The organism is Neobacillus phoenicis, from assembly GCF_047302305.1.
Lineage (GTDB): Bacteria > Bacillota > Bacilli > Bacillales > Cytobacillaceae > Neobacillus.
The window spans coordinates 3,263,901-3,289,626 of record NZ_CP154847.1; the positions used below are offsets into that span (position 1 = coordinate 3,263,901).

Here is a 25,726-nt window from a genome sequence, read left to right on the forward strand (position 1 = left end):
ATTAAGTAACTCCCCATTCACTTACCACAATCCTCAATCGATTGTTTTAAGAACAGCTGTTTAAACTACTCTTATAAAACCATAAGAATAAGCCGTGGGGACGGTTCTTTTGGTTTTTTTGCCATTAAAATAGCGAACAGCTACAGTCACTGTTCGCCTTTAAATTGTTCACAACTAGACTTACCTGTCCTCCACTACCGCGATACTCATCCAAGGAGACAGAAGAAGAAAATGTCTCTCCTCTATCACCAAAATCCATACCTGCACAAAATGCTCTCCCTTTACCCGTCACCACAATGACACGGACGTCATCGTCCTCATCTGCTTTTTTTAAATATCCTTCAACTCGCTTGCCATTTCATGTGTAAAGCATTCATCCGTTCCGGCCAATTTAAGAATACCGTTAAAATATTCTGTTTGAATGGTTTTGTACAATCTAGCCTCTCCCTCTTTCGTTCCTGAAGACCCTTTAAATTCGAATCTTAAACATGCTCAATTACCATGGCTATACCCTGTCCCCCGCCAATACATAAACTTACAACGGCAAAACGTGAAGCTCTTCGTCTTAATTCATATGCAGCTGTTAGAAGTACTCTTGCGCCACTTGCACCGACAGGGTGTCCTAAGGCAATCGCTCCCCCATTTACATTGGTTTTGTTTCGATCAAGTTGCAACGCTTTTTCAACAGCTAAATATTGTGCAGCAAAAGCCTCGTTTACTTCGATTAAATCCATGTTATCCAGGGTTAAGTTTGCACGTTTTAGTGCTTGCTGAATGGCTGGAACAGGACCTATTCCCATAATCGCTGGGTCAACACCCGCCACAGCCCAGGAAACGATTCGGGCAATTGGCTTTAAGTTATTTTCCTGAACCGCTTGTTTACTGGCGACAACGAGAGATACTGCTCCATCATTTATTCCCGAAGCATTCCCAGCAGTAACCGTTCCTTCTTTTTTAAAGGATGCTCTAAGCTTAGCTAAAGCTTCTTGGTTTGCATCCGGTTTAATATGTTCATCTTCCTGAATGATAAAACTGCCTTTTCTAGTTTTTACCTCCACTGGTAGAATTTCTTCCTTAAATACCTTAGTCGCTTTGGCTGCTCGCTGATTGGATTCAACTGCAAACGCATCTTGCTCTTCTCGAGATATTTCATACATTTCAGCAAGTTTCTCTGCGGTTAAACCCATTCCTCCACCTGTATACTGATCGGTTAAAGTTTCTAACAACATATCATCAAATTCTACTTTCCCCATTTTTGCCCCTCCAAAACGTTGGGAGAAGTTACTATAAGGAGACTGGGACATATTTTCCGTGCCGCCAGCGAGTATGACATTCGCATCTCCAACTAGAATATGTTGTGCTGCCGAAACAACAGCTTGTAGACCAGAACCACATAATCGATTTAAAATAAGTGCTGGAACCTCTTTTGGTATACCGCTATGTAAGGCGATATGCCTGGAAAGGTAGGCAGCGTTTTTTTCTGTATGGATGACGTTGCCGTAGATCACATGATCAATCATTTCTGGATCCACCTTGGAACGTTTCATCGCTTCAATTGCCGTTACATTCCCAAGCTCGGTAGCCCCCGTATTTGCAAAGGAGCCTCCAAATTTTGTGAATGCTGTTCTTGCACCGTCAATAATATATACTTCAGTCATTATATTCCCTCCATTACTACCATTATCCTGTCACCTAACAGCTCCTGTAGTTTATTTGTTCTTGAAAGGTTAGCAAGTTTAAAAAGGTTGGAAATAGGGGTTATTAGTTTTTCAAATCTTTGGTCGTTCGCTGCTCCTTTTTTCCAAACGGTCATAGAGTTAGATTTTTTGTCATAAATGTTCTCAAGAAAGACGGAAAAACTCAAAAACTTTTATTTTTTCAACTTTTAACTCTTGTTTGTAATTTATGGTATGAATTTTTTTCACGGGAGGCTTTTAGTGTCTCTCCCTTTAATACAGAAGCGCGAATGTTATCTTCAGCTGTGTGGATCATCCATGCTGCTTCTAACACATTCTCCACTTTTGAGGCTGGAATTGCCACTACCCCATCTCCATCCCCACGTAAATAATCTCCTGGACTGACCAAGACGCCCCCTATTGAAACGGGAACATTTTCCTCCACTACCATTACTCGATCTTTACCTGTCCTCATCCAATTCCCTCTACTATAAATGGGATAATCAAGTTCTAAAATACGGTCAATATCTCGACAAACTCCATCGATTACTGTTCCAGCAAGATTACGCTGATGAGCGGTCAAAGTTAATAGATCTCCCCAAACGGTTACATCCTTACGCCCTCCATTATCAATCACAACAACCGTATCCGAATTTACTTTATCAATATAATCACCAACGCTTCCACCTTCTACCGATATAGGTGCATATCGAATAGTAAAAGCTTTTCCAGTTAGTTGGAATGATCGCTTCAAAGGCATAATCCCCAAACATTGTCCATTGATTCCTAACCGATCTAATGCATCACTTATAGTTGTAGTACCCATTTTCCGTAACTGACTTAGAATTTCTACATCTTCCATTTATTTCACCCCTTTAAAAGTAATATCTTTGTTTAGAATCTAAAAGCATCTACTCTTGAAAGTTAATATGATGCTTGTTTTGATCCCTTTTCCTTAAGTTAGAAGTCTGGGTCCCTATCTTTTTAGTACTTGTACTTCATTTTCAAAATAAACAACATTTTCCTTATTTAAAGTTGATCTTAAGTTAAAAATATCTAAAGTGAGTTCCCCGTTGGCTATCCTTTTCCTTATCGTTTCTTCGTCCAGTAATCTCTTTTCCGCTAGTTGATTCACCTCAGTGAGATCATCCTTTTTAACTACAACCACTCCATCATCATCTGCCATAATCAGATCTCCCGGACAAACATTCGTACCCCTGCAAATAGCAGGTACATTTACCCACCCACCTTTAATTTTACTTGTGCCTTCTGAGTATATGGACTTGCTCCAAATGGGGAACCCCAACTGCCGTATTTGTTCTGCATCACGGATACCTGCATTAATGATTACTCCTTGAACTTCTTGTTTCATCATGGCTCCAACCATTAACTCTCCAATCATGCCTGCTACACTCTCGCCAATAGTGGTAATTACGAGAATATCCCCTGGTTGACAAACTTCAATGGCTGCATGGATCATTAAATTATCGCCTGAATGGCAGACAGCAGTAACTGCCGGACCACAAATCTGGTTTCCTAAGGTAAGAGGCATTAATCCGTAGTCCATTAGCCCTGTTTTTCCTTGTGCCTCATAAACCGTGGATACATCAAATCTTTTAAAATTATTGACAATTCGAGGATTAGGACGCTCGAAATTTTTTACTATATACTGATTCATGAAATAATTTCACCTCTTTTATTTGCCCAATAATCTCATATAATTAATCTATTTTTCTCTTCATCCATTTTACTTAAGTACTTTCCCGGCACTTAGATTTTTTATCCTATTAATAGCACTTAGGTAGGCTTCAGCACTTGCTTCAAGAATATCGACACTCATCCCGCGTCCTTGAGCGAGAGTTTCATCCATCCTAATTTGCACAAACACTTCACCCTGTGCATCTTTCCCCCTTGTAACAGATAGAATCTTATAATCTAATAATTCAATCTCTTCATCAATCATTTGGTCTATCGCATTAAAAATGGCGTCAACTGACCCATTTCCTGAAGAAATTCCTTCCAGTAATGTATCATAATGATTTACTAATTGAACCGATGCTCTTGGGTCACTTGAAGTTTCATAAGAAATAGAGATACTTTTTAGCTTAAAGAACTCCATTCCATTTTTTCTTTGATTGTCCACCAAAGCAATAATATCATCATCTAATATTTGCTTTTTACGGTCTGCAAGTTCTTTGTACTTTTTAAAAATGTACTTTAATTCATTTTCACTAGCATCATATCCTAAAGAAATTAACCTTTGTTTCAAAGCATTCCGCCCGGAAAGTTTTCCAAGAACAAGGTCTACTTCCTCCAAACCGATGGTTTCTGGCTTCATGATTTCATACGTACTCTTATCTTTAATCACTCCATCTTGGTGAACTCCGGAAGCATGAGCAAATGCATTTGCTCCAATCACCGCTTTGTTTGCAGGAACCGGCATTCCAGTCAACCTGCTAACTAATTTACTTGTTTTTGCAATTTCCTTTAAAACCATTGAAGTTCTTTTTTGAAAATGGTCGTATCGAGTCTCAAGGGATAATGCAACCTCCTCCAAGGCTACATTTCCTGCTCGTTCCCCAATCCCATTTATACATCCCTCAACCTGTGTAACCCCTGCTTCTATTGCTGCAAGCGAATTAATTGTTGCCATTCCGAGGTCATCATGACAATGACAACTTAAAATGACATTTTCAATTCCTTTGACATTCTTACGTAAAGTCTTAAAGCGTTCGGCATATTCCCATGGCGTGATATAGCCAACAGTATCTGGAAAATTTAAAACCGTGGCCCCTGCTTCAATTACTTGTTCAGAAATTTCACAGAGGAAATCGAGATCTGATCGAGTCGAATCTTCACAGGAAAACTCAATATGATTAAAGAATTGACTAGCATAGCGAACTGCATTTACAGATTGTTCCAACACTTGACTTTTTGTCATTCTTAATTTCTTTTCCATATGAATAGGGGATGTGGCAATAAAAATATGTATTCCCACATTATTAATTCCATGTAAGGCTTCAGCAACAGTGTCAATATCTTCTTTATTTGTTCTTGCAAGGCTTACGACGATGGGTTTTTTAACAGCTTCAGCTACAGCGCGGACCGCCTTCAAATCACCTGGAGATGCTGCTGCAAAACCCGCCTCTATCACATCAATACCTGCCTTTTCCAACTGCTTGGCGATTTCAACTTTTTCATCAAGATTCAAACTAACTCCCGGTGTTTGCTCCCCATCTCTTAATGTCGTGTCAAACATGTAAATTTTTTGACTCATTTTCATTCCCCTTTCATCTGGATTTAATAAAAATAAAAAACCTTTTACTCTAGAGGGTGAAAATCAATTCACGGTACCACCCTCTTTCACCGCAGTGCATACGGCCTCATTAAGTAAAAGGTTTACTTTACATTGTAACGGCTGCAACCGTACTTCCTACTTGATTCAGAAGTCGACTCCAAGGTGAGTAACTTCAACTGTCAACACCTATTCTCAGCAACCATAGGTTCTCTGTGCTTGACATGAAAAAGTGTTTCCTTTTCATCACCATTTTTGTGACTATTCATAATAATTAAAATTGTATGATAATTAGCATGATTTTTCAACACTTTAAAGGAAAAAAATCCTAATCTTTTCTTTTCATAATTAAGTTTGTATTGGTAACCAATGACCATAAAGATTCATGTCCATTTAACAAAACCTTTTCCCCTAACCAATCTGCCCAAACCGTTTCATTTCCAAATTCTTCACGCCAAACCCAAAGACGACGCGTACTTTGTTGAAGGATATGCTCATCTGTAAAACCTATTGCACCGTGTACTTGGTGAGCTATTGGTGTTGTGATTCCAACTGCCTGACCTAAGCGAATTTTAGCTAAAGCAGTACTTGACCATGAAGCTTCTTCCTCGGATTCGGAAATCGCAATTTTGGCAGCAATACCTGCCGCCGTAACTTCCCCTGCCAAAACTGCTAACTGCTGTTGGACCGCTTGGAATCGACCAATTGTACGACCAAACTGCTGCCTTTCATTTGCATATTGAACGGTTAAATCTAAAATTCTCTCCAACGCCCCGGACATTAGGGCAACGCGAGTTAACGCACCTCGTGTAAATAATAGTGATTTATCTAAAAAATCCGGGAGAATTGCTACATCCTTTTTCTCCACTTCCACATTATTAAAAATTAATTCATCCTGTGGTTCTCCAGCCAGGTTTTCACCCATATTAATTGTTACTAAATCACTACTAACCTTTGCTGTAACTAAAGATTCATCAACATAACCTAAGACGACAAAGCTTTTAGCAAAGCGCGCCCATCCCACCTTTCTAGCTATTCCTGATAGAGTCCACCCGGAAGTCGTTTTTTTAAACCTTATACCATTGAGTGATGAATGCATTACAATAGCCAAAGGACCCTCATGAAACGGTATATTGCAAGAAGAAAGAATCCACTTTGCTAATAGTGTCTCTGCTAAAGGGATGGGGGCAGCATAACGACCAACCACTTGTAAAACACTTAGTGCATCACCAAATGTACCGCCAGAACCCTGTAATTCTTCTGCAATTGAAATATTGGTTATACCTGTTTGCTCCAATATGTTCCACAATTCATCTGGCCACAGTCCTTGTTCTAGACTAGAAATAACCTCTTTGGTACAATGATCCTTTAAAATTTTTTCTGTTGTATCCAGAAGAATATCACGAATTTCACTCATCTTACCCCCAACCCCCTTGCAATAATACCGCGAAGAATTTCTGTTGCCCCACCGCGTAATGTAAACCCTGGAGCATGCAAGATAGCCTCAGCCATTAAAACTTCAAAGCGAGAGTCTGAATTCAGCGAAGGTGTTGTTGAAAGGAGCAGACGAAGTGTTTCCGTCACATCTTTTTCAAATTGAGTACCTAAATCCTTTACTAATGCAGCAGCAATATCAGAGGATTCTCCCTTCTCCAGCAAACCTGCCACACCTAACGACATTCGTCGCAGTGTCCATAACCGGGTGATAAGATTTCCAATTGCTACACGTACTGATCTATCAGGGTTTTCACCAATTACGCGTATGAACTCCTTTAATAATGGAAATGTACTTAGAAATCGTTCAGGTCCACTTCTTTCATATGCTAAGTCCGACATAGTTTGATGCCAACCATTCCCTAAGTTCCCAATAACCATATCATCAGAAACTTCTACATCTTCAAAAATAACTTCGTTAAAATGGTGTTCACCATTCATTAATCTGATGGGACGTATTGTCACGCCTGGTGTTGATAAATCCACCATAAACTGGCTAAAGCCAGCCCGGCGGTCTTCTGTTCTGGGAGCTGTTCTACAAAATACAATCATTTGATGGGCACGGTGTGCACCACTTGTCCATATCTTACTTCCATTAATTTTCCAACCGTCATCCATTTTTTCCGCCTTAGTTGAAACTGAAGCCAAATCTGAACCTGAATTAGGTTCGCTTAAACCAATCGCAACGAACCACTCTCCTTTGGCATATTTAGGAAGATATTTTTGCTTTTGTTCTTCAGTCCCAAATTTTAAGAGTAACGGACCTGTTTGACGATCGGCAATCCAATGGGCTGCAACCGGGGCACCTGCAGCTAATAATTCTTCTGTTACAACAAATCGTTCAAGCGCCGACCGTTCATGTCCACCATATTTTTTAGGAAAGTTCATTCCTAACCAACCGCGTTCACCCAACTTTCGACTAAATTCCGGATCATAACCTCCAAGCCATGAATCGCATTGAACCGTGAAAGACATCGAAGAGAGCTCTTCTTTAATGAACTCTCGTACTTCCTCCCGTAATGTTTCTGCACTAGTAGGAAGTTCTAAAAAAGGCAACTGCAACTCTTTAAACAAATCCGACCCCTCCCTACAAAACTTACTTTCCTTGTCCTCACATCTTAATAAGACTTTGGCAAACCAAGGACATGCTCGCTGAGATAATTGAGTACCATCTGCTGGGAGATTGGTGCTATCTTTAATAACCGTGCTTCACGCCAATATCTTTCAACATGAAATTCTTTGGCATACCCGAAACCGCCGAAAGTTTGTAAGGCCCTATCACAAGCTTCAAATACGACTTCACCTGCTATGTATTTAGCAGTATTCGCTTCGGCTCCGCTTGGAAGACCTCTATCGTACTGTATAGCAGCTCGCTGCCAAAGCAATTCTGCTGCTTCCAATTTCGCATAACTATCTGCAAGAGGATGTTGAATCGATTGATTCATACCGATTGGGCGGTTAAACACAACTCTCTCCTTTGCATACTGCACTGCTTTTTTTAATGCAGCCCTTCCCAATCCACAAAATTCTGCAGCCAATAATATTCTTTCCGGGTTTAATCCATCAAGCAGATGATAAAACCCATTGCCTACCTTTCCTACCACATCGCTGGCATCTACCGGCAGATCTTCAATGAACAATTCATTTGAGTCTACTGCATGTCTGCCAAGCTTTTCAATTTCACGGATTGTAGTATATCTCTTATCCAAGTCTGCTAAAAATAAGGTCATACCTTCCGTTCTCTTTTTACACTCTTTTAATGGGGTTGTTCTTGCAAGCAATAACACTTTGCTAGATTCTTTTGCCTTTGAATTCCAAACCTTTTGTCCGTTAATAATGTAACGGTCCCCGTCCTTACGAGCAAAAGTGGTAATACTTGGGGTATCAGATCCTGCATCCGGTTCTGTTACGCCAAATGATACATGTAGGTTTCCTTTTGCTGCCTCTGGAAGGTACTTTTGCTTCATTTCCTCGGAACCATGTTTCACAACCGGATTTAATCCAAACATCGAAAGGTGTAATGTAGTCCCGCCGTTCATTCCAGCCCCTGACTCAGCAACCGCATTTAAAACGATGGCAGCCTCCATTATCCCCAACCCAGCACCACCATATTTTTCTGGTATAGAAATACCCAGCCAGCCACCTTCGGCAAAAGTGTTATAAAATTCCCATGGGAATCGATGCTCATTATCACATTTCAGCCAAAAATTATCATCAAACTGAGAACAGAGTCTACTAACTTCTTTTTTTAGAGTCATTTGTTCCTGTGTCCATTCAAAAGCCATTGTATCTCATCCTTTTGATAGAAGTTTTGTTTAATAGCTTCACCATATCATTCACAATACAATAGGTACAAACTCAGAGAAGAAAGTCGTTATTTTAACTTTTTTTTCATTAAAGCGGTGCGTTTACATCGCATGACAGTTTCTCCACGTTGATTTTTTGCACGATGTTCTAAAAATATAAGGCCTTCTGTGGGCCTGGATTTAGATTCGCGTTTATTCAACACTTCAGTTTCAACATAAATGGTATCTCCGGCAAATACGGGTTTGGGAAACTCAACATTCTCAAATCCAAGATTCCCAATAGTGGTGCCATTTGTCGTGTCGTTGACAGTAAGCCCAATGGCTAATCCTAAGGTAAAGAGACTATTCATTAAGGGTCTTCCAAATTCTGTTTTCGATGAGTATTCTTCATCAAGATGTAGTGGTTGAGGGTTCATTGTGAGAGTAGAGAATAAAATATTGTCATAATCGTAGACAGTTCGGCCCGTTTCATGTTTAAAAACATATCCAACCTTGAAATCTTCATAATATAGTCCAGGCAATTACATATCTCCTTTTTTAATAATTTATGGAATGTTCTTGGTAATGTAAAATAGCTATTCAACCAATGGTAGTGTAATAGCGTCTGTTCCCCCAGCCCATGTTTGTAAATAGGTCATTTTTCTCCCTATTCCTCCAGAAACTATTGGATAAATATCCTTGGGGGTTTTTGCAATAGGGACAGCAGATTCCAAGATTTGTTCTTGAGTTTCTTTTGAGAATTTCTCCAATGGCACTTTGGCATGTTGAAACACATACTGCTGAATAGAATCGAGGTTCCACCCACCTTTATGTAATGCATCCATTATTTCTGGAGGGATTAAAATAAACAGTTCTCCACTTCCCAAATATTTACGATCCGCAGAAATATTTCCAGCGTTTTGAAGACTCCCTGCCAAGGTCAATAATATAGCCTCCGGCCGTGAAGACATTTCAACAATCTCAACCGTCCCAGATACCCCCAAAACAGTTACTGCACTTTGGTTTTCTTTGTATCCTTTACGTGTATGAAAAAAGGGAATAGGAGAAGTGTTGGGTGATTCAGCAAAACAAAATGTATATTTACCTGGTTGCCCAATTGTTGCCATATCTGTCGTACCTGGTTTTGCACCACCTAAATTTGTCATTGTTAACTGAACTGCACGGCCAATACAAGCGTTCACACGGTTCCCTGGACCAAGGCAGTTAGGACCAGCATTCATCCCAAGCCTTTTTGTAATTGGCCCGTGTACCATCACCGCTGTTGTGGTTGTACCTGTGGTAGTTTGGATCCCCAGTAAGTTAAACTGAGGATCCAATGCAGCCGCTACAGCAGTAAGTACAACAGGAAATTCTTCAGGTTGACAACCTGCTAGGACAGCTTGGTACGCCACATTTGTTGGAGTCACTTCACGAAATAACGGTGGAATGAGTCCATAATTTTTGAACTTATCAGAAACAGTTTCCAACATTTTTTCTAACTTTTTACGAGTAGGTAGAATAACAGGGAGACCGTCTGTTAAACCATTATGGTAAAGTACTTGATTCCCATTCTCCCAGTCTTCTTGATGATCAAACAAGATAAAGTCTTCAAGTAGCTCCATATACACATCTTCCTTCTTCTACTTTATCTGTGAACAGTGAAGATCACCGCCAAATCCCCAACCGTGCAGTACCATCGAAAAACGTCCTAATCCACCTGCAACCGTAACAGCTATTCGTTCTGGGCTTGTAACAAGAGGGACCATTTTATTCTCGTACGCTTCTTGGAGCCATTTGGGCCAGAAGGCTTCCTTATTTTCTTTACTATACATCCCCCCCAATTTCGCCAAATGCATGGGAACTCGGGCCTTTTCATACAAAAACTCTTTTACATCCTGTTTTGACCAACTATCTTTCGCGATAGTAGCCGCGTGCTCGGGGCCAATCACAACCATGACATCACCATGACAATGCAAATTATTATTTCCCATCGTAGCCATTGTATCTGCAACCGTCGTAAGAATACCTTTTGCCCGTGTATTAATATGGTCGTTCACACTATGTGGTGCTTCACAGGCAAAGACTGTAGTTGCACTACACCTTGTGCTAAACCATAATCTTCATGTAGACTTGACCATGGATTTGATTCTTCATCTTCAGCAATACAAAAAGAAAATTTCCCAGGGTGCCCGAATGTTGAGTTATCCAACTCTCCAGGTACAGCTCCTCCCAAGTTCAATAATATAAGACGAATCGCCCGGCCAATAGTCGCATTAGCTCTAAATCCAGAACCAAATACATTGCTTCCAAAATTAATTCCAAGCTCCTTGACGATTGGTCCACTGACAACGATTAACGGAGCACAATTATGTGTAGTTGCCTGGACACCATTTAAGTTAAAGGTTGGCTTTAACATCGTTTCTAATGCTGTAATAACGACAGGGGCATATTCTGGCCTGCATCCAGCCATCACCATATGAATTGCTACTTTCTCTACAGTCGCTACACCCATCAGTGGAGGGATAATTCCTACAATCTCCAATGGATCTCGGTCAATCAGCTTAAGGAATTTTTCCACTCTTTCTTGAGTTGGTAGTACAACAGGAAGGCCATCGTACCATGCTTACATCAATTGCTATTTTCCAATCGCTTTTGAACCTCAATCGCGGCAGTAATCCCATCTCCCACAGCTGAACCTGCCTGTCTGACTGAACCAACACGTAAATCACCGGCGGCGAATAATCCCTTTATTGGCGTTTCCATCTGGATATCCGTTATCAAATAGCCATTTTCATCTAATATTTCTGGAAGATTCTTTACCATTTGTGAATTAGGTTTGGAACCAACATAGATAAACACCCCATCTGTCTTAATCTCTTCAGCTTTTCCTTCTTTAATTAACAAGACTGATTGTACCTTGTTGTTTCCTCTGATTTCCTGAACCTCGGAGTTCCATATAAAATTGATTCTTTCATTTTTAAAAGCCCGTTCTTGTAATATTTTACTTGCGCGAAGTTGACCTCTTCGGTGTACGATTGTCACTTTTGCATAGCGAGTTAAGAAAATCCCTTCGTCTAGTGCAGCGTCTCCACCTCCTACTACAACTAATTCTTTGTCCTTGAAATAAGCGCCATCACAAGTTGCACAATATGACACCCCCCGTCCAGAGAACTCTTCTTCACCTGGAATTCCCAGTTTCGTATGTGTGGACCCAGTTGCTAAAATAACTGTTTTAGCTTCCAAGATACTGCCATCATCTTTATTTATTTGGAAAATCCCATTTGTTTTGGAAATCCCTTGAACATATCCCAAGTCAATCTCCGTTCCAAATTTAGTAGCTTGTTCCAGCATCCGTGCCATAAGTTCCGGTCCATCGATTCCCTCAGGAAAACCTGGATAATTCTCTACTAATTCCGTTTCTCCTAATTGTCCTCCTGCCAAACTTGCATCAATTAGAATAGTAGATAATTGCGCGCGGCCTGTATAAATGGCAGATGACAACCCAGCAGATCCCGCTCCAATGATACAGCAATCATAAATCATGGAAAATTCCCCCCGGCTAATTGTTTGAATGCATTTAGTGAAAAAATATATACTACTATTTCCCTTGAAATGTAGGTTCCCTTCTTTCAAAGAATGCATTGACTCCTTCTTTGAAATCTTCCGTTTGACTGCATATGTCTTGTCCTTGGGCTTCCAGCTCCAATAAGACTTTTAAATTACGATTTAAATGCTGATTCACAATCTTTTTCATCATACCAACTGAAACTGCCGGTTTTTTTGCCATTTTTCCTGCAATTTCTATAGCTTTTATAAGCAATGTTTCTGAAGGTAAAACTTGATTCACGATACCAATTTTATAAGCCTCTTCTGCCGAAATTCGCTCACCCATAAACATTAGTTCTTTCGCTTTCTGTGGTCCGATTATTAATGGAAGAAAATGCATAGCAGCAAAATCAGGAATTAATCCAATATTCACAAAACTTTGGACAAAAAAAGCTTGTTCAGAGGCCAAAATAAGATCACATAACAACGCAAGACTAAAACCCGCCCCCGCAGCTGCCCCATTCACTGCAGCAATAACCGGCTTTTCCATTTCAAGTATTTTCATGATGAGCTGTTGTGAAGATTGCAACCTCTTTCTTGTTTCAAGATGTTTTGAATGTCGAATTGAACTTAAATCCCCACCTGCCGAGAAAGCCTTTCCTTCACCGGTCAAAATTACCACTTTCACTTGGTCATCTTGTTCTGCTTCTGAAAAAGCTTGAAGCAGCTCCGCTCTCATATCCATCACCAGAGCATTTCGCTTGTTTGGTTCATTCATCCGAATAATTTCCACATTCCCAATTTTTTCAATCAGTAAATAGCTAAAATCCAATGTATTTCCCCCCTTGTTCCATAAGGTTACATGTTATTTTGTATTATTTTCTCTACTATCAAATCTCCCATTTGGGATGTACTTATTAATTTTTTCATATCCTTAGCAATGTCATATGTACCCCAGCCTTCCTGTAAGGTATCTTCTATCGCTTTTTCAATGAATTTAGCTTCATTTATTAGACCAAAGGAATACTCTAACATAAATGCCGTAGCACGAATGGTTCCAAGGGGATTTGCTTTGTCCTGTCCGGCTATCCGAGGGGCGGAACCATGGATTGGTTCAAATAATCCCTTCCTACTGCTGCCAACACTTGCAGACGCTAACATTCCAATTGAACCTACAGACCCTCCAGCGACATCGCTTAATATGCCACCCAACATTCCTTCAGTTATAATAACGTCGAAGGACCCTGGTTTTTTTATCAAACCAAATGCGCAGTTATCTACATAGAGATGCTCTACTGTGACGTCAGGGTAGTCTTTTGATACCTCGGAAACCACTTCACGCCAAAGTCGTGAATTTTCTAAAACATTTGCCTGATCTACAGAGGTAAGCTTTTTTCTCCTTGTTCTGGCCAATTTAAATCCCAGTCTTGCAATCCGTTCTACCTCTTTCTGATAAAAAACCATCGTATCATAAGCTATCGTCTCACCGTTTCTCACTTCTCTGCCGCTAGGTTTTCCAAAAAATATGCCGGCAGACATATCACGGATAAGTACAAGATCTATCCCTTCACTCAGATTTTCTCTTTTAAGGCATGATAAATCTGATAAAGAAGTGCTTAATGTAACTGGGCGAACATTTGCAAATGCACCCACTACATGTGACCTCAACGTTAACAAACTTTGTTCGGGCCGTTGTTTATTAGGCAGGTAATCCCATTTCGGTCCACCCACTGCACCTAATAATATGGCATCTGCTTCTTCACAAGCTACTAGTGTTTCAGGAGGAACTGGCATTCCACATAAATCAATCCCTTGTCCTCCAACTGGTAAACTTTGAATCTCAAAATTAAGATGGCTAAATTTAGTTTCCAATGCTTTCAGCACTTTGATTCCTTGATTTGTAACTTCAGGTCCAACCCCATCTCCCGGAAGAACTGTGATTCGAAATGAATTCAAGCCTAATTCCCTCTCTCTAATCGAATATGGTGTTTATGGAAATAAAAATTGAAGAATCAAAACCCAAATGTTAACCATGCATAACATCATAATTGAAAAACCATAGTTCTTTTTAGAAATATCTGTTTGAATCCTTTTCAAAACCGGTGAAACGGTATTCACAGTTACAGAGAAAGGACTAGCCGCTGCCAAAGACAACGCCCCTGCTGCTATCGCAAACGCAAACCATTCAGGCCGAATGTGTAAAGCCTCATATGGAATGGTTTCTACCATAAGCACTGCTATTAAGGCTGGCGATAAGCCCAATTGAATCCCGGAAGCAGCAATAAGAACAATAAAAACGATTATAAAAGAGCCCAGTGTTTGCTGTAAATTCTCTAAAATGATAGTTAATTGATCGATATGTCCAACCTTAATGAACACTTGTGTAAAAAAGCCAACGGATATAAACAATAATAATTGAGTAGAAAGGAGCCGTATCCCAGTTGTCATTTTCAATTTCAGCTGCAACATAAATTTCCTATATTTTCTCAAGATGAATGACCAAACAAACGAAAATAGGATAATTAATAAAATGACGACATCGATAATATTTAGCCCCCATAAGTGATGCAACAATAATGTCGCAATAACAAATAGGAAGATGACTAGTGCAATCGTCATAAGCGATAACCAACGCCGTAATGAAATAGGTTCAGGGTCAACGTAATGATTGGAAATGACTGCTACTTCTTCTTTACTCTTCTTCATATGAACTGACACCATCAAGTAATCAATTAAAATAATAAATAAAGCAAAGGAAAGACCAAGCCCAATAACCAAGCTAGGATTGGAATGAGTACCTGAAACCGCAGCCCCAACTGTAACACCAACCGGGCTCCAGACAAGAGCCAAAGCATTCCCTCGCGCATAAGATGAAAATTCAATTCTTTCAGAGATTGTTTTCGGGAATTTCCGAGTTAAATTGTGAAAAATCGAATGCGAAACTGCAATTGCTGCCATGCTCATCAGTGAACTAAGCGCAAAAGTACAGAATGATAAAAGACCATGTACGTGGTTGGGCCGATAAATCCTGTTTCGAAAGATTATTTCAATAGTCCGATGATAGGCACCCAGCATGATCGGAATCGAAAACAAAGGAGCAATGATTAACAATGTAAGTATATTGGTAGAAGTACCAAAATAACTCCAATATTCATCGAATGAAGTATGATTAGAAATTAATATCCAGATGCCTAAACTTAAGAAAATCCCGGCAATAATGGAAAAGATTTTTCCTGATTTAAAAAAGGTAATAAATAGTAGTAAGATAGAGATCCCGGAAAAGAGAACATTCATAAAGTGGTTAATTGTAAAAATAATTTTTATGACATAACCAATGGCAAGCATGTTTCCAAGAATGATTAATAATCGATCCGAAAGATCTGAAATTTTACTCAACATTAAACTTTACCAGTCTCATACTACTGATCCTCTAATTGATATTTTCCTTTATTTAACCATCCAGCTCCATCAACCACATAACATGCACCAGAGACATAACTTGCATAATCACTTACAAGGAAAGAAGCTAAGTTTGCAATTTCTTGTAAATGACCAAATCGTTGGGCAGGAATATTATTTAAAATTAATGCTGCATCTTCAGGAGTTGGCCATAACTGTGTTACAGCACCCGTATCAGCAATCGGCCCCGGAGCAATCATGTTCGTCCGAATATGATGGGGGGCCCATTCTACTGCCAACGATTTGGTTAATGCTAATACACCCGCCTTCGCTGCAGCGGAATGAGCAGTTAGTGGGCTTCCTGTCCATGCATGAACGGAACCGATATTTAATATAGACCCTCCATTTCCTTGCTTCGCCATTTGTTTTCCTACTGCTTGACTACAATAAAATGTTCCATTTAAAACAATGTTAATAACAGCATTCCAGGCATTAACAGACATCTCCATGGACTTCACCCGAAAATTACCTGCTGCATTATTAACTAGAATATTTATCTCCCCAAAACGGTCAACCGTGGTACTAACCATGCGATTCACTTGATCTGGTCTCCGTACATCAGTTTGTATCGATAGTACCTCTGTTCCTAGCTTAGAAATTTCTTCCTCCGCTTTCATTAAGTTTTCTTTATTTCTACTAGCAATCACTATGTTTGCCCCTAGCCTTGCGAATTCCATAGCCATTGCTTTCCCAAGCCCTGTGGCCCCCCCTGTAATAATTGCCACTTTCCCCGCTAATGAACCTTCTTTAAGCATTGATTTTTTATACAACTCATTACCTGCTTGCATACCAAATCCCCTTTAAGTCGTTTTGTATGAATAGAGTCCTAGTAAAAATACACTCTAGTTTTTTCTTCATTGCCAGAATAAAATCTAGAGTGTATTCACAATCTTGATTTCTTGGATTTTATTATTTTTTTATTTATTGTTGTTTATTTTTTGTTCTTGTTTTTTTGTAGTTAAGGTGACTCCCGCATCCACCAAGGATTGTATCTCTTGTTCAGTGTATCCTGCTTCTTTTAATAGTTCCTCACTGTGTTCACCCAATCTGGGAGCAAAGCGATTCAATGCAACAGGGGTTTTCGAAAACCCAATTGGTAACTTAATATTCCAATAATCCCCTTCGGAAGGATGACAGGTCTTTTCAAAAAAATTAACCGCTTTTAAATGTGGGTCATTAAACATATCCTCCGGCCTATAAACTGGCATTACGGGAATATCAGCCTCTTCCAATATATCCAACCATTCTTCGGTCTTTTTGGTCATAAGAGTTTCTTCAATCAATTGATAGAGCTCATCAATATGCTTGGTTCTTTCACCAATATCAATAAAGCGTCTGTCCTCGATTAACTCTGTATGACCCGAAAGTTTGAAAAACTTAGACCACTGCTTATCGTTGTAAATCATAACGCTAACGTAACCATCTTTTGTTTTATAAGGTTTACGAAATTTCGATGTCACGCGTGGATAAAATGATGATTCCAAAGGTGGATCAAAAGTTAATCCATACATATGCTCAACTAATGTATAGGAAATCATCGTTTCAAACATTGGAACCTCTATTTCTTGCCCTTCTCCCGTCCTTTCACGAGAATAAAGGGCCGCCAAAATCGCATTTAGCATCACCAAACCTGTTGTTTTATCTGCCAAAACCGTAGCCATATATTGAGGAGTACCGCTAACTTCACCTTGAAGCGCCGCTAATCCTGATGCCCCTTGAATCATATCATCATAAGCAGGTTTAGAACCATATGGACCATTCACACTAAATCCATAACCCCCACAGTAAATGATCGAAGGGTTCACTTTTTTTACTTCCTCATAATTTAATCCTAGTTTTTCAATGGCCTGAGGGCGAGAAGAATGAACAAAGACATCGGCATCTTCTACCAGTCGATAAAATGCTCTTTTCCCTTCTTCCTTTTTTAAGTCTAGTACAATGCTTCGTTTATTACGCCCGGCATATAAAAAGGCGCCGCCCATCCCTTTATTTCTTGAGGGGCCGATAAACCTAGTACTGTCTCCTTTATCTGTTTCTATTTTAATAACATCAGCTCCCATATCTCCTAGTAACTGAGTACAATATGGCCCCATTAGTACCGATGTCAGGTCAATCACTCGTATTCCTGTTAACGGACCTTTCATTTTATCCTCCAATTCATAGTTGATGTATCTATTTTTATTATCAATTACAAGGTTTCAATTTTCTCAATCACTGAAAAACTAATCCCAAAACCCGGAAGCCATGATGAATGTTTTCCCTCACCGCCAGTAACGAGAATGTGAATGTTCTCCGGCGAGGAAGCAATTGGGATCCCTTCATTCTTTTCATAACAAAATCCATAATCTTCTTTATGAAATCCTATTTGATGCAAAAATTGATCATAAGACATAGTTTGTGCAGGAACTCTTGCCTTTTCAAAAATTTCCTCTTTTATTTTCTTTTTATCCCATCCATCCTTCGCCAACAAAGAAGCATGCTCTGGACCCAATGTTAAGAAAATGTCACCGCTTAAATATAAATTATTGATTCCTGACCGTTTGATAGCACCAATAATACCAATTATCAAATCAGCTCCAGTTCGACTCGCATGGTCATTGATATTTGACGGTCCTTCAGAAGCATAAACGGTTACAGTTGAATCGTTGGAAAGAAAACCTCTTTCAGTATGATAAGGCAGCCAGGGATTTGCAGAATCGTTTTCCGTAAAGCAAAAGGTAAATTTAGCAGGGGTCCCTTGTGTTGCTTTATCCATTGTACCTGGCAGGACTTCACCAACATTCTGATATACCAATCGTAGTGCTCTGCCTATTGTCGATGATGCCATGCTACTAGGGCCAAATGCGTTCGCTTTACAAGAAACTCCCAATTCCTTCGCTATTGGTCCGCTAACAATGACAGCGGTTGAACAAGGATGTGTGGTAGCTAGCACCCCAAGCAGGTTAAATTCAGGTCTTAATGATGCCTTTATTGCAGCCACTAAAACCGGAAAATACTCTGGCCGGCAGCCTGCCATTGTTGCATTAACTGCAACTTTTAGATATGTGATCGGATTATTATTCGTTGGCATATAGCCAATTACCTTACCCTTGTAAGATAAATAGTTTCCTAACATTTCATCTACCAGTTTTTCGGTAGGTGGAATAATAGGGAGTCCATCTGTCCATCCTTTTTTATAAAAAAACATATTCAATTTTACTGGATCATCGTCTATTTCAAACTTCTCCAAACGAATTTCTGGCTGATTCTCAACTGAATGAATGGTATCAGCATTTTCTTTTATAAGATGACCGGAAGAAGATGGAAATATCATTTGTTTTAATTGTTTAGCAGCCTCTTCTGCCTTTTCTCTGACCTCATTTTCCTGGGTTCCGCCTAGAGGATGCTTAACAATCAACAGAGGAAGTTCCATTTTCCGACTTTTCATTAGAGCCTTAGCCAAGTTTACGAAGGAATTCGTCGCCAAGACCATGCTTTCTACTCCCATTTTTCTCAATTCAATCGCATCGTGGACACTCCACGAAGTACAAGACCCTCAATCAGCTGAACCGGTAATGACAAGATCTGCATAATCTTTAATATCTGCAAGCATTTCTAGCGGTGCTGGTTTGGCTACATTCTTTTTATCATAAAAGCGAATTTCTAGTGGATCTTGATTGATAAGTTCTACTATGTTTTGATCCATAAATGAAAATATTTCTTGAACATTGGGTTTACCATTACTCAAATAAGCGATTTTCATATTTTCTTGAGGCTTATAGTTCATACTTAAGGTCGATGAAGAGGAATTTAAGGTTTGTTGACTGTTTTCAACAGGTGAAATGACACGAACCACAGCTACACTCCCTTTATAAATTATTTAAATTCTCAAAATTTATTTTCTATATCTATCTTCTAAAAAGTAATTAAGATGACAACTTTTAGTTGGTACTCACCACTTGTAACTATTTAAATTAGTTCTATTATTTTAAACAATGGCGACCGGACGTATTGGCGAACCAGTTCCTCCTACAATTCGCAGAGGAAGACAAACAAAAAGAAATTCATAAACTTTGTCATTGGCAAGACTATCTAAATTTAATAGTTCGATAATATGAATTCCATTCTCAACCAGAAGCAGACAATGTACTGGCAGTGTATGTGCTGGCTGAACCTCATATGCAACAGTATCTCCACCAGCTAATCTCATTCCTTGCTCGACCAACCATCTGGCTCCCTCCATGTTCACACCAGGCACACCTTCTACTACAGACACATATTTTCTAGGTTCGTTATAGAACTTTGCCCACCCTGTCCGGATCAGGACAGCATCACCTTTTTCGATTGTTACACCTTGTTTTTTTATTGTTCCTTCCAGATCCTTTGCGCCGATTCCATAGCCTGATTCCAAATGGGGTAAACCCTTATAGGCCGCCACATCCAACATCACTCCACGTCTAAAAACTGGCGTGGCCAAATCAATACTATGTGCCTTTAAACCAGTTCCTTTTTCTTGATTCTCATCCGCCAAAATATGATCGTAGATATAGCCATTACATGCAATATGCCCGATTGCATCCATGTGTGTACCGGTATGGGTTCCTGATGCGAAAAAGTCATTCGCGGCTGTTGTACCTTCTCCATATGGTAAATCATTGTGCATCCTTCCTAAGGAATAAAGAAAAGGAGGATGATTTGGATGATGGGGGATTCCCGGTGCAAGTGGATGTCCTACTTCATACACACGTCCCTCCTTCACTACTTCCGACATTATCTTAGGCAAATTATCAATTAAATGACTCACCATCTTCATTCCTTTCCATTTCTAAAGGTATCAAAAGTAAAAACTTGTTCACTTACACTTACTTAACAAATCATCAGGCACCTCTACTTTCATTCTTAATAAATTCCCGCCAAAGCATTTGCCCAAATTATCCAACCTAAGCGTTGATGCTGCATTTCCCCCAAGTGCCTCTTTGCAGAGAAATTTCAATGCTAATACATTTGGAACTTCATAACGGAAGACTTGGCCTTCAACAATACCAGTAAAATGTTCCTCTACCCTTTTGGCTGTAACCTGCTCCTTAAATACTTCGTACAGTTGTGCGTTCGGCGCAAATAGGGTAATATCCGAAGAACTCCCCTTATCCCCAGACCTTGCCTGAGCTACTTCCCTTAATTGAACGATTGCCATTTATTTAACCTCCACTACATTAATATTGACATCAGATTCAATCTCCGCTCTTGGAATGTACGAGGCCCACAATCCTAGAAGCTGTTTTGTGGCCGACAATCCACTAATCATACCAACAAAGGGTGGTCCGTTTACAGTTAAGGGTGGAAATAATGGGGCTAATTTGGCTGCTTCACTTTTACTGTCTGTTTTTATTGTAATTCTTAAAAATATCTCATTTATTAAATCTTCATTTGGGGGCTCTTCCGCTAACGTTCGATGAAGGGCATTATATCCCAAATATTCAGTGTTTATTTCAGTTGCCTCAATCCCCAAATCTTTAATTTGTGCACGAATGATTTCATTAGCTGCACGTGCTTTTGTTAACGCTTGAGGCCAGGAATATCCAATCATTCCCTGACCCATGTACCCATCTTCAAAACCCATTAGTGCTTTTAAGGTTTCTGGTGCAGGACGGCCTTTAGCACCATACACTTTTACACGGTCCTCTCCTGCCTGTTCAAGCTTAACTGTCGTAAAATCAGCCACCACATCAGGAGTAATATAGTTGGAGGGATCATGAATTTCATACAGGAATTGCTCTTTTACTGTATCAACGCTCACACAGCCCCCAGTATCCTCCGCTTTTGTTATAATGAATGAACCATCCTCCGAAACCTCAGCAATTGGGTATCCAATTTTATGTAGATCTTTTACATTCCACCAATCACCACTAAAATTTCCTCCTGTCACTTGCCCAGAGCATTCCATTAAATGCCCCAGCACAATGCCAGATGCTAGTTTATCCCACTCCTCTTCTCCCCAGCCAAATTCATAAATCACAGGGGCCAAAAATTGTGCAGTATCGGTCGTTCTTCCTGTTATAACAATATCTGCATCTTCTTTTAATGCCTGAACAATCCCTTGTGCGCCAAGGTATACATTGGCAAAGAGCATCTTCTCTCGAATTTTTTCGATAGGTTCGCCTGTGTCGCTATTATTTAAATTCATACCCTTCTTTATTAACTCATCCAGACGTGGATACATATCATCACCAGTTACAACCCCTACTTTAATACCTGAAATGCCTAATTCACGCGCCACACGAATGACTTCATCTCTTGCGCCTTCTGGGTTAATTCCTCCCGTATTTGTAATTAATTTAATGCCTTTTTCCTTTACATAAGGTAAGAGTTGTTTCATTATTTTTGTTACATCTTTTGTATAACCCTTACTCGGATCTTTTTGTCTATCTTTCTGCAAGATGGCTAAGGTTAATTCTGCTAATGTATCGAAGCAAATATACTTTACATCGGTATCTTTAGCCAGTTTTAGCATCGGTTGTAATGAATCACCATAAAAACCAAGTCCGGCACCTATTTTTACTATTTTGCTCAAATTAACCTCTCCCATCATTTCTTCTATTAATCTTTTATTTTTCATCTTCCAGGAGGTTCTAATGGATTCAGCGTTTTGCTTAGATACTCCTATAAGATTTTCTCATTCTCTGTAAGAATTGCTGCTGTACTTGGTTCTTTTGTACACGATAATAAAATGGTTGCGACAATCGTTATACCTGAAAGTCCAAACCAAACATAACGATAACTTCCTGCTACATCTGCGATCCAGCCTGACAAGGGCGGAAATATGAGTATTCCAATATACATGAACATACTTCCAATCCCCAAGGCTGTACCCATTTGGGAACTACTCCCTGATTCAGACAAAAAGGTCATAAATATACCTGCATACCCTAAAGATGTAAAGCCAAAAATGCTTACTAATATCATAAGGATAAGAACAGACATGTGAGGATATACAAATCCGAAACCCGCCAATGCAATGGTAGATAGACCACAAATGGTTATGAATACACCTTTCCTTTTCCCTTTAAATACAAAATCACTAATCAGTCCCCACCATAATTTTCCAGCTGATCCTGCTATTTGAGCTATAAAAACAGCCATTGTTGTAATTGAAAAAGACATCTTATTCTCATTTGTGAGGTATAAAACGAAATGAGCAGCAAATGTATATTGAATCCCTGCTAGGATTAAAGAAGCTAAACTTCCAAATATAACATTTCTATTTTTTAATATTGTCAGCCAATTCCCCTTATTTTCAGTTGTTCCTTTTTGCTGCTCGCTGGGCAGTACATCCTCATAAAAAAGAAAAAAACAAAAAACACTTAACAACAACAGTACGACAATCCATAGGTAGCTATATTGCCATTTTCCTGTATGGGAGATTATATAGGAAATAAAAATAGCAGAAAAACCAGCACCCAATGTTACTCCCGTCTGCTTAACTGCGATTGCTGTGCCACGCTTTCTTGGTTCAAACCAATGCACTAATGCAAGTGTACTTGTAGGATTAAATATTCCATAACTAAATCCTGCAATAAGCATAGCAATGAAGGAAAGCGCAAATATACCTGAGTAGGGAAAGATCACTAGCGCAGTCCCCAATAGAAAACCTGTAAGGATAGTAGTTTTTTTGGGATTGGATTTTTTAGTAATCCACCCTATAAGAAAGGAGCTCATAAGGGCCCCTAGGAATATGGCGGAAGTAAGCGATCCAATTTGGGTCCTACTATAATTCCAATCGTTCTTTAAAAAGGGGGCAACAACAGAAATAGTGTATGTCCCCATTGACAAAATTGTCTGTACAATGAAGAAAAGCCATAATGCCGTCCATTGAGAAGACTTAAATAATCCCCATTTCAAACTGCCACCTTCTATCATGCTCCAATTTTTTACAGGGATATCACTATGTTAGATGATTAAAAATAATCCTTTGAGTATTCAATAACCGGTAACATCGGTAATTCTTCACCGTTATATCGAAATAATGTGGTTAATGCTTCAATGGTTGGCATGACCATTTTAACCATCCCTGATTCGTGTAGTTGTATTGCCTGTTTTGGTTTAATCCATAGTCCGGATTCTATTTCTGTTGTCGTGGGATTCGGTTCTTGATGTGATGGAAGATCTGCTAAGAAAAATTTGGTGTTAAACCTGTATGGTTTTTGGAGAGACGTGATGCGATGTCCAAAATAATGTAAATCTTTAATATTGAGTTTTACTTCCTTACGATTGATAAATTCAACAAATGAAGATTCTCCTTCCATAATACTTTTACGCACATCAGCCCAAGTTGAATCAGGCTGGACTGGCAACCCATTTCGATCCACACATAATAATACACCGATTTCTTCAAATAGTTCCCGTGCTGCTGCAACATAAAATGCGATATCCACCTCTGGTTTTAATTGATCAAAAAGGATGTTTTCCGATGGCATATAAGAATCACTATCCATTACTTTTCCCCCGGGAAATACATAATGCCCTGGATATGACTTCATGGTCTCCGGTCTTTTTGTCATATAAACCTGTACTCCTTTTTGTGCCCGGTTAATTAAGATAACTGTAGCGGAAAGTTTCGGTTTTACTGGTATTACCATTGGAATCGGCTCACCTCCAGTGGTTTAGTTCAGCACTTCATGATACCTTTACTTCTTTTTTCTATTTCATCATAAGATTTGGCAGCCAAGTTGATAGAACAGGGATTAATATCAATATAGCAAGTAAAATAATGTCGGCTAAGACAAACCATTTTACTCCTTTAAAAGCTTCCGTTGTTTTTACACCCGCGGCACCAGCGGCGACAAACACATTCATTCCAACAGGAGGTGTTACTAAGCCAATTTCTGCTGTTTTTGTCACAATGATACCGAACCAAATTGGGTTAAATCCTAATGACATCATAAGAGGAAAAGTGAGCGGAAGTGTTAGAATCAAAATGGCCATTTGGTCCATAAACACACCCAAAATTAGATAAAGTAAGACAACAAGTAAAAGAACTAACCATTTAGATAATCCGGCATCTTGAACCAAGGTAATCAAATTCTGTGTCACTTGAGTAGCAGTTAAAAAGTACCCAAGAATCATGGCCCCAATCACAATGGTCATAATCATGCCAGTTGCCTTTAACGTTCTACTTAACGCTTCATTAAGTTTTTTAAATGTCAATCGTCTCATAACCAAGGAAACAACAAATGTGGCGAATGCACCCAATGCACCTGCTTCAGTAGCGGTAACAACACCAGCATAAATACCCCCAATTACAACAAGCATTATCACAAGCATTGGCCAAATACCAGAAAGGGATTGTAGTTTTTCTTTCATAGTAGGTTTATCGGTCACTTTTGGCGCTACTTTTGGATCAATTTTTGACCATACCAAAATAGTGACAACATAGCCTAAAGCGGTGATGACGCCAGGAATAATTCCTGCAATCAGGAGGGACCCAATTCCTGTCTCCGTCATAATTCCATAAAGGATAAGGACGATACTTGGTGGTATCATGATTGCCAGTGTTCCTGAAATACTGGAAACACCCATTGAAAAAGAAGTAGAATACCCATATTTTTTCATTTCCGGATATGCCGAAGCAGCCAATGTAGCGGCAGATGCTGTACTTGATCCACTAACTGCCCCCAATCCGGCACCAGCAAATACTGTGGCAATACCAAGCCCGCCTGGTAGATTACCAAGCCATTTATGTGCAGCATTAAAAATATCTTTCGTAATACCACTTGCCGTCATTAATTCAGCCATCAAGATAAACATTGGAATGGTCGTAAATAGAAAATTAGCTATACTGTCATATGGTGTTGTTTGAATAATACCGGAAAGTAAGTCCCAGCCACCGATAAAAAATAACCCAATTGATCCCGATACTCCAAGCGCAAACGCGATTGGCATTCCAAGTGCCAAGAATAATAGTAAAGATATTAATGGAATCACTATTGTCATAC

At 39.5% G+C, this 25,726-nt stretch carries 25 protein-coding genes; all 25 read right to left on the reverse strand.

The window, feature by feature from the left end; all coding sequences use genetic code 11:
* Positions 1-124: 124 nt before the first annotated feature.
* A complete protein-coding gene (locus AA0X95_RS16890; RefSeq protein ID WP_413299807.1) occupies positions 125-295 on the reverse strand; it encodes a hypothetical protein in 171 nt (56 codons plus the stop codon).
* Between the two features lie 187 nt (positions 296-482).
* A complete protein-coding gene (locus AA0X95_RS16895) occupies positions 483-1,658 on the reverse strand; it encodes an acetyl-CoA C-acetyltransferase (protein ID WP_413299809.1) in 1,176 nt (391 codons plus the stop codon).
* Between the two features lie 220 nt (positions 1,659-1,878).
* The gene (locus AA0X95_RS16900; protein ID WP_413299811.1) at positions 1,879-2,538 is read right to left on the reverse strand and encodes an RraA family protein; all 660 of its coding nucleotides are present in this window, start codon (positions 2,536-2,538) and stop codon (positions 1,879-1,881) included.
* Between the two features lie 114 nt (positions 2,539-2,652).
* Positions 2,653-3,354: a 4-carboxy-4-hydroxy-2-oxoadipate aldolase/oxaloacetate decarboxylase gene (locus AA0X95_RS16905; protein WP_413299813.1), complete on the reverse strand. Its 702-nt coding sequence runs from the start codon at positions 3,352-3,354 to the stop codon at positions 2,653-2,655.
* A gap of 69 nt (positions 3,355-3,423) precedes the next feature.
* On the reverse strand, positions 3,424-4,953 hold the full coding sequence (locus AA0X95_RS16910; RefSeq protein ID WP_413299815.1) for a 2-isopropylmalate synthase: 1,530 nt from the start codon (positions 4,951-4,953) through the stop codon (positions 3,424-3,426).
* 346 nt (positions 4,954-5,299) lie between these two features.
* Complete coding sequence (locus AA0X95_RS16915; RefSeq protein WP_413299817.1) at positions 5,300-6,388, reverse strand: acyl-CoA dehydrogenase family protein; 1,089 nt, start codon at positions 6,386-6,388, stop codon at positions 5,300-5,302.
* Entirely contained in the window at positions 6,385-7,539 is a 1,155-nt protein-coding gene (locus tag AA0X95_RS16920; RefSeq protein ID WP_413299819.1) for an acyl-CoA dehydrogenase family protein, read from the reverse strand. The genes AA0X95_RS16915 and AA0X95_RS16920 overlap by 4 nt, the downstream gene beginning before the upstream one ends.
* Positions 7,540-7,583: 44 nt before the next feature.
* Entirely contained in the window at positions 7,584-8,750 is a 1,167-nt protein-coding gene (locus AA0X95_RS16925; protein WP_413299822.1) for an acyl-CoA dehydrogenase family protein, read from the reverse strand.
* Positions 8,751-8,839: 89 nt separating this feature from the next.
* Positions 8,840-9,292 (reverse strand): MaoC family dehydratase, encoded by a 453-nt coding sequence (locus AA0X95_RS16930; protein WP_413299824.1) that lies wholly within the window; start codon positions 9,290-9,292, stop codon positions 8,840-8,842.
* 54 nt (positions 9,293-9,346) lie between these two features.
* Positions 9,347-10,372, reverse strand: a complete 1,026-nt coding sequence (locus AA0X95_RS16935) for a hypothetical protein (protein WP_413299826.1) — start codon at positions 10,370-10,372, stop codon at positions 9,347-9,349.
* Positions 10,373-10,390: 18 nt separating this feature from the next.
* Complete coding sequence (locus AA0X95_RS16940; protein WP_413299828.1) at positions 10,391-10,807, reverse strand: hypothetical protein; 417 nt, start codon at positions 10,805-10,807, stop codon at positions 10,391-10,393.
* Positions 10,804-11,328: a hypothetical protein gene (locus AA0X95_RS16945; RefSeq protein WP_413299830.1), complete on the reverse strand. Its 525-nt coding sequence runs from the start codon at positions 11,326-11,328 to the stop codon at positions 10,804-10,806. The genes AA0X95_RS16940 and AA0X95_RS16945 overlap by 4 nt, the downstream gene beginning before the upstream one ends.
* A 50-nt stretch (positions 11,329-11,378) precedes the next feature.
* Positions 11,379-12,293 carry a thioredoxin-disulfide reductase gene (gene trxB, locus AA0X95_RS16950; RefSeq protein ID WP_413299832.1) on the reverse strand — a complete coding sequence of 305 codons (915 nt, stop codon included), beginning with the start codon at positions 12,291-12,293 and terminating at the stop codon, positions 11,379-11,381.
* 55 nt (positions 12,294-12,348) lie between these two features.
* Entirely contained in the window at positions 12,349-13,128 is a 780-nt protein-coding gene (locus AA0X95_RS16955) for an enoyl-CoA hydratase/isomerase family protein (RefSeq protein ID WP_413299834.1), read from the reverse strand.
* A gap of 26 nt (positions 13,129-13,154) precedes the next feature.
* Complete coding sequence (gene leuB / locus AA0X95_RS16960) at positions 13,155-14,252, reverse strand: 3-isopropylmalate dehydrogenase (RefSeq protein ID WP_413299836.1); 1,098 nt, start codon at positions 14,250-14,252, stop codon at positions 13,155-13,157.
* 33 nt (positions 14,253-14,285) lie between these two features.
* Positions 14,286-15,695, reverse strand: a complete 1,410-nt coding sequence (locus AA0X95_RS16965) for a hypothetical protein (RefSeq protein WP_413299838.1) — start codon at positions 15,693-15,695, stop codon at positions 14,286-14,288.
* Between the two features lie 20 nt (positions 15,696-15,715).
* The gene (locus tag AA0X95_RS16970) at positions 15,716-16,543 is read right to left on the reverse strand and encodes an SDR family oxidoreductase (protein ID WP_413299840.1); all 828 of its coding nucleotides are present in this window, start codon (positions 16,541-16,543) and stop codon (positions 15,716-15,718) included.
* Between the two features lie 129 nt (positions 16,544-16,672).
* Positions 16,673-17,899, reverse strand: coding sequence for a CaiB/BaiF CoA transferase family protein (locus AA0X95_RS16975; RefSeq protein WP_413299842.1), 1,227 nt, complete (start codon positions 17,897-17,899; stop codon positions 16,673-16,675).
* 44 nt (positions 17,900-17,943) lie between these two features.
* Positions 17,944-19,590, reverse strand: coding sequence for a UGSC family (seleno)protein (locus AA0X95_RS16980; protein ID WP_413299844.1), 1,647 nt, complete (start codon positions 19,588-19,590; stop codon positions 17,944-17,946).
* Between the two features lie 132 nt (positions 19,591-19,722).
* Complete coding sequence (locus AA0X95_RS16985) at positions 19,723-20,478, reverse strand: cyclase family protein (protein ID WP_413299846.1); 756 nt, start codon at positions 20,476-20,478, stop codon at positions 19,723-19,725.
* 108 nt (positions 20,479-20,586) lie between these two features.
* On the reverse strand, positions 20,587-20,928 hold the full coding sequence (locus AA0X95_RS16990; protein WP_413299848.1) for a hypothetical protein: 342 nt from the start codon (positions 20,926-20,928) through the stop codon (positions 20,587-20,589).
* Positions 20,929-22,305 carry an acyclic terpene utilization AtuA family protein gene (locus tag AA0X95_RS16995; protein ID WP_413299850.1) on the reverse strand — a complete coding sequence of 459 codons (1,377 nt, stop codon included), beginning with the start codon at positions 22,303-22,305 and terminating at the stop codon, positions 20,929-20,931.
* A gap of 89 nt (positions 22,306-22,394) precedes the next feature.
* Complete coding sequence (locus tag AA0X95_RS17000; RefSeq protein ID WP_413299852.1) at positions 22,395-23,651, reverse strand: MFS transporter; 1,257 nt, start codon at positions 23,649-23,651, stop codon at positions 22,395-22,397.
* 38 nt (positions 23,652-23,689) lie between these two features.
* Positions 23,690-24,370, reverse strand: coding sequence for an NUDIX hydrolase (locus AA0X95_RS17005; RefSeq protein WP_413299854.1), 681 nt, complete (start codon positions 24,368-24,370; stop codon positions 23,690-23,692).
* Between the two features lie 61 nt (positions 24,371-24,431).
* The gene (locus AA0X95_RS17010) at positions 24,432-25,724 is read right to left on the reverse strand and encodes a TRAP transporter large permease (RefSeq protein WP_413299856.1); all 1,293 of its coding nucleotides are present in this window, start codon (positions 25,722-25,724) and stop codon (positions 24,432-24,434) included.
* Between the last annotated feature and the right edge of the window lie 2 nt (positions 25,725-25,726).

Coding starts and splice junctions, on each gene's coding strand:
- AA0X95_RS16990 (WP_413299848.1), bottom strand. CDS start 20,928: ATGGCAATCGTTCAATTAAGGGAAGTAGCTCAGGCAAGGTCTGGGGAT.
- AA0X95_RS16900 (WP_413299811.1), bottom strand. CDS start 2,538: ATGGAAGATGTAGAAATTCTAAGTCAGTTACGGAAAATGGGTACTACA.
- AA0X95_RS17005 (WP_413299854.1), bottom strand. CDS start 24,370: ATGGTAATACCAGTAAAACCGAAACTTTCCGCTACAGTTATCTTAATT.
- AA0X95_RS16905 (WP_413299813.1), bottom strand. CDS start 3,354: ATGAATCAGTATATAGTAAAAAATTTCGAGCGTCCTAATCCTCGAATT.
- AA0X95_RS16910 (WP_413299815.1), bottom strand. CDS start 4,953: ATGAGTCAAAAAATTTACATGTTTGACACGACATTAAGAGATGGGGAG.
- AA0X95_RS17000 (WP_413299852.1), bottom strand. CDS start 23,651: ATGATAGAAGGTGGCAGTTTGAAATGGGGATTATTTAAGTCTTCTCAA.
- AA0X95_RS16915 (WP_413299817.1), bottom strand. CDS start 6,388: ATGAGTGAAATTCGTGATATTCTTCTGGATACAACAGAAAAAATTTTA.
- trxB (WP_413299832.1), bottom strand. CDS start 12,293: ATGATTTATGATTGCTGTATCATTGGAGCGGGATCTGCTGGGTTGTCA.
- AA0X95_RS16970 (WP_413299840.1), bottom strand. CDS start 16,543: ATGCAAGCAGGTAATGAGTTGTATAAAAAATCAATGCTTAAAGAAGGT.
- AA0X95_RS16935 (WP_413299826.1), bottom strand. CDS start 10,372: ATGGAGCTACTTGAAGACTTTATCTTGTTTGATCATCAAGAAGACTGG.
- AA0X95_RS16895 (WP_413299809.1), bottom strand. CDS start 1,658: ATGACTGAAGTATATATTATTGACGGTGCAAGAACAGCATTCACAAAA.
- AA0X95_RS16965 (WP_413299838.1), bottom strand. CDS start 15,695: ATGTTGAGTAAAATTTCAGATCTTTCGGATCGATTATTAATCATTCTT.
- AA0X95_RS17010 (WP_413299856.1), bottom strand. CDS start 25,724: ATGACAATAGTGATTCCATTAATATCTTTACTATTATTCTTGGCACTT.
- AA0X95_RS16975 (WP_413299842.1), bottom strand. CDS start 17,899: ATGAAAGGTCCGTTAACAGGAATACGAGTGATTGACCTGACATCGGTA.
- AA0X95_RS16925 (WP_413299822.1), bottom strand. CDS start 8,750: ATGGCTTTTGAATGGACACAGGAACAAATGACTCTAAAAAAAGAAGTT.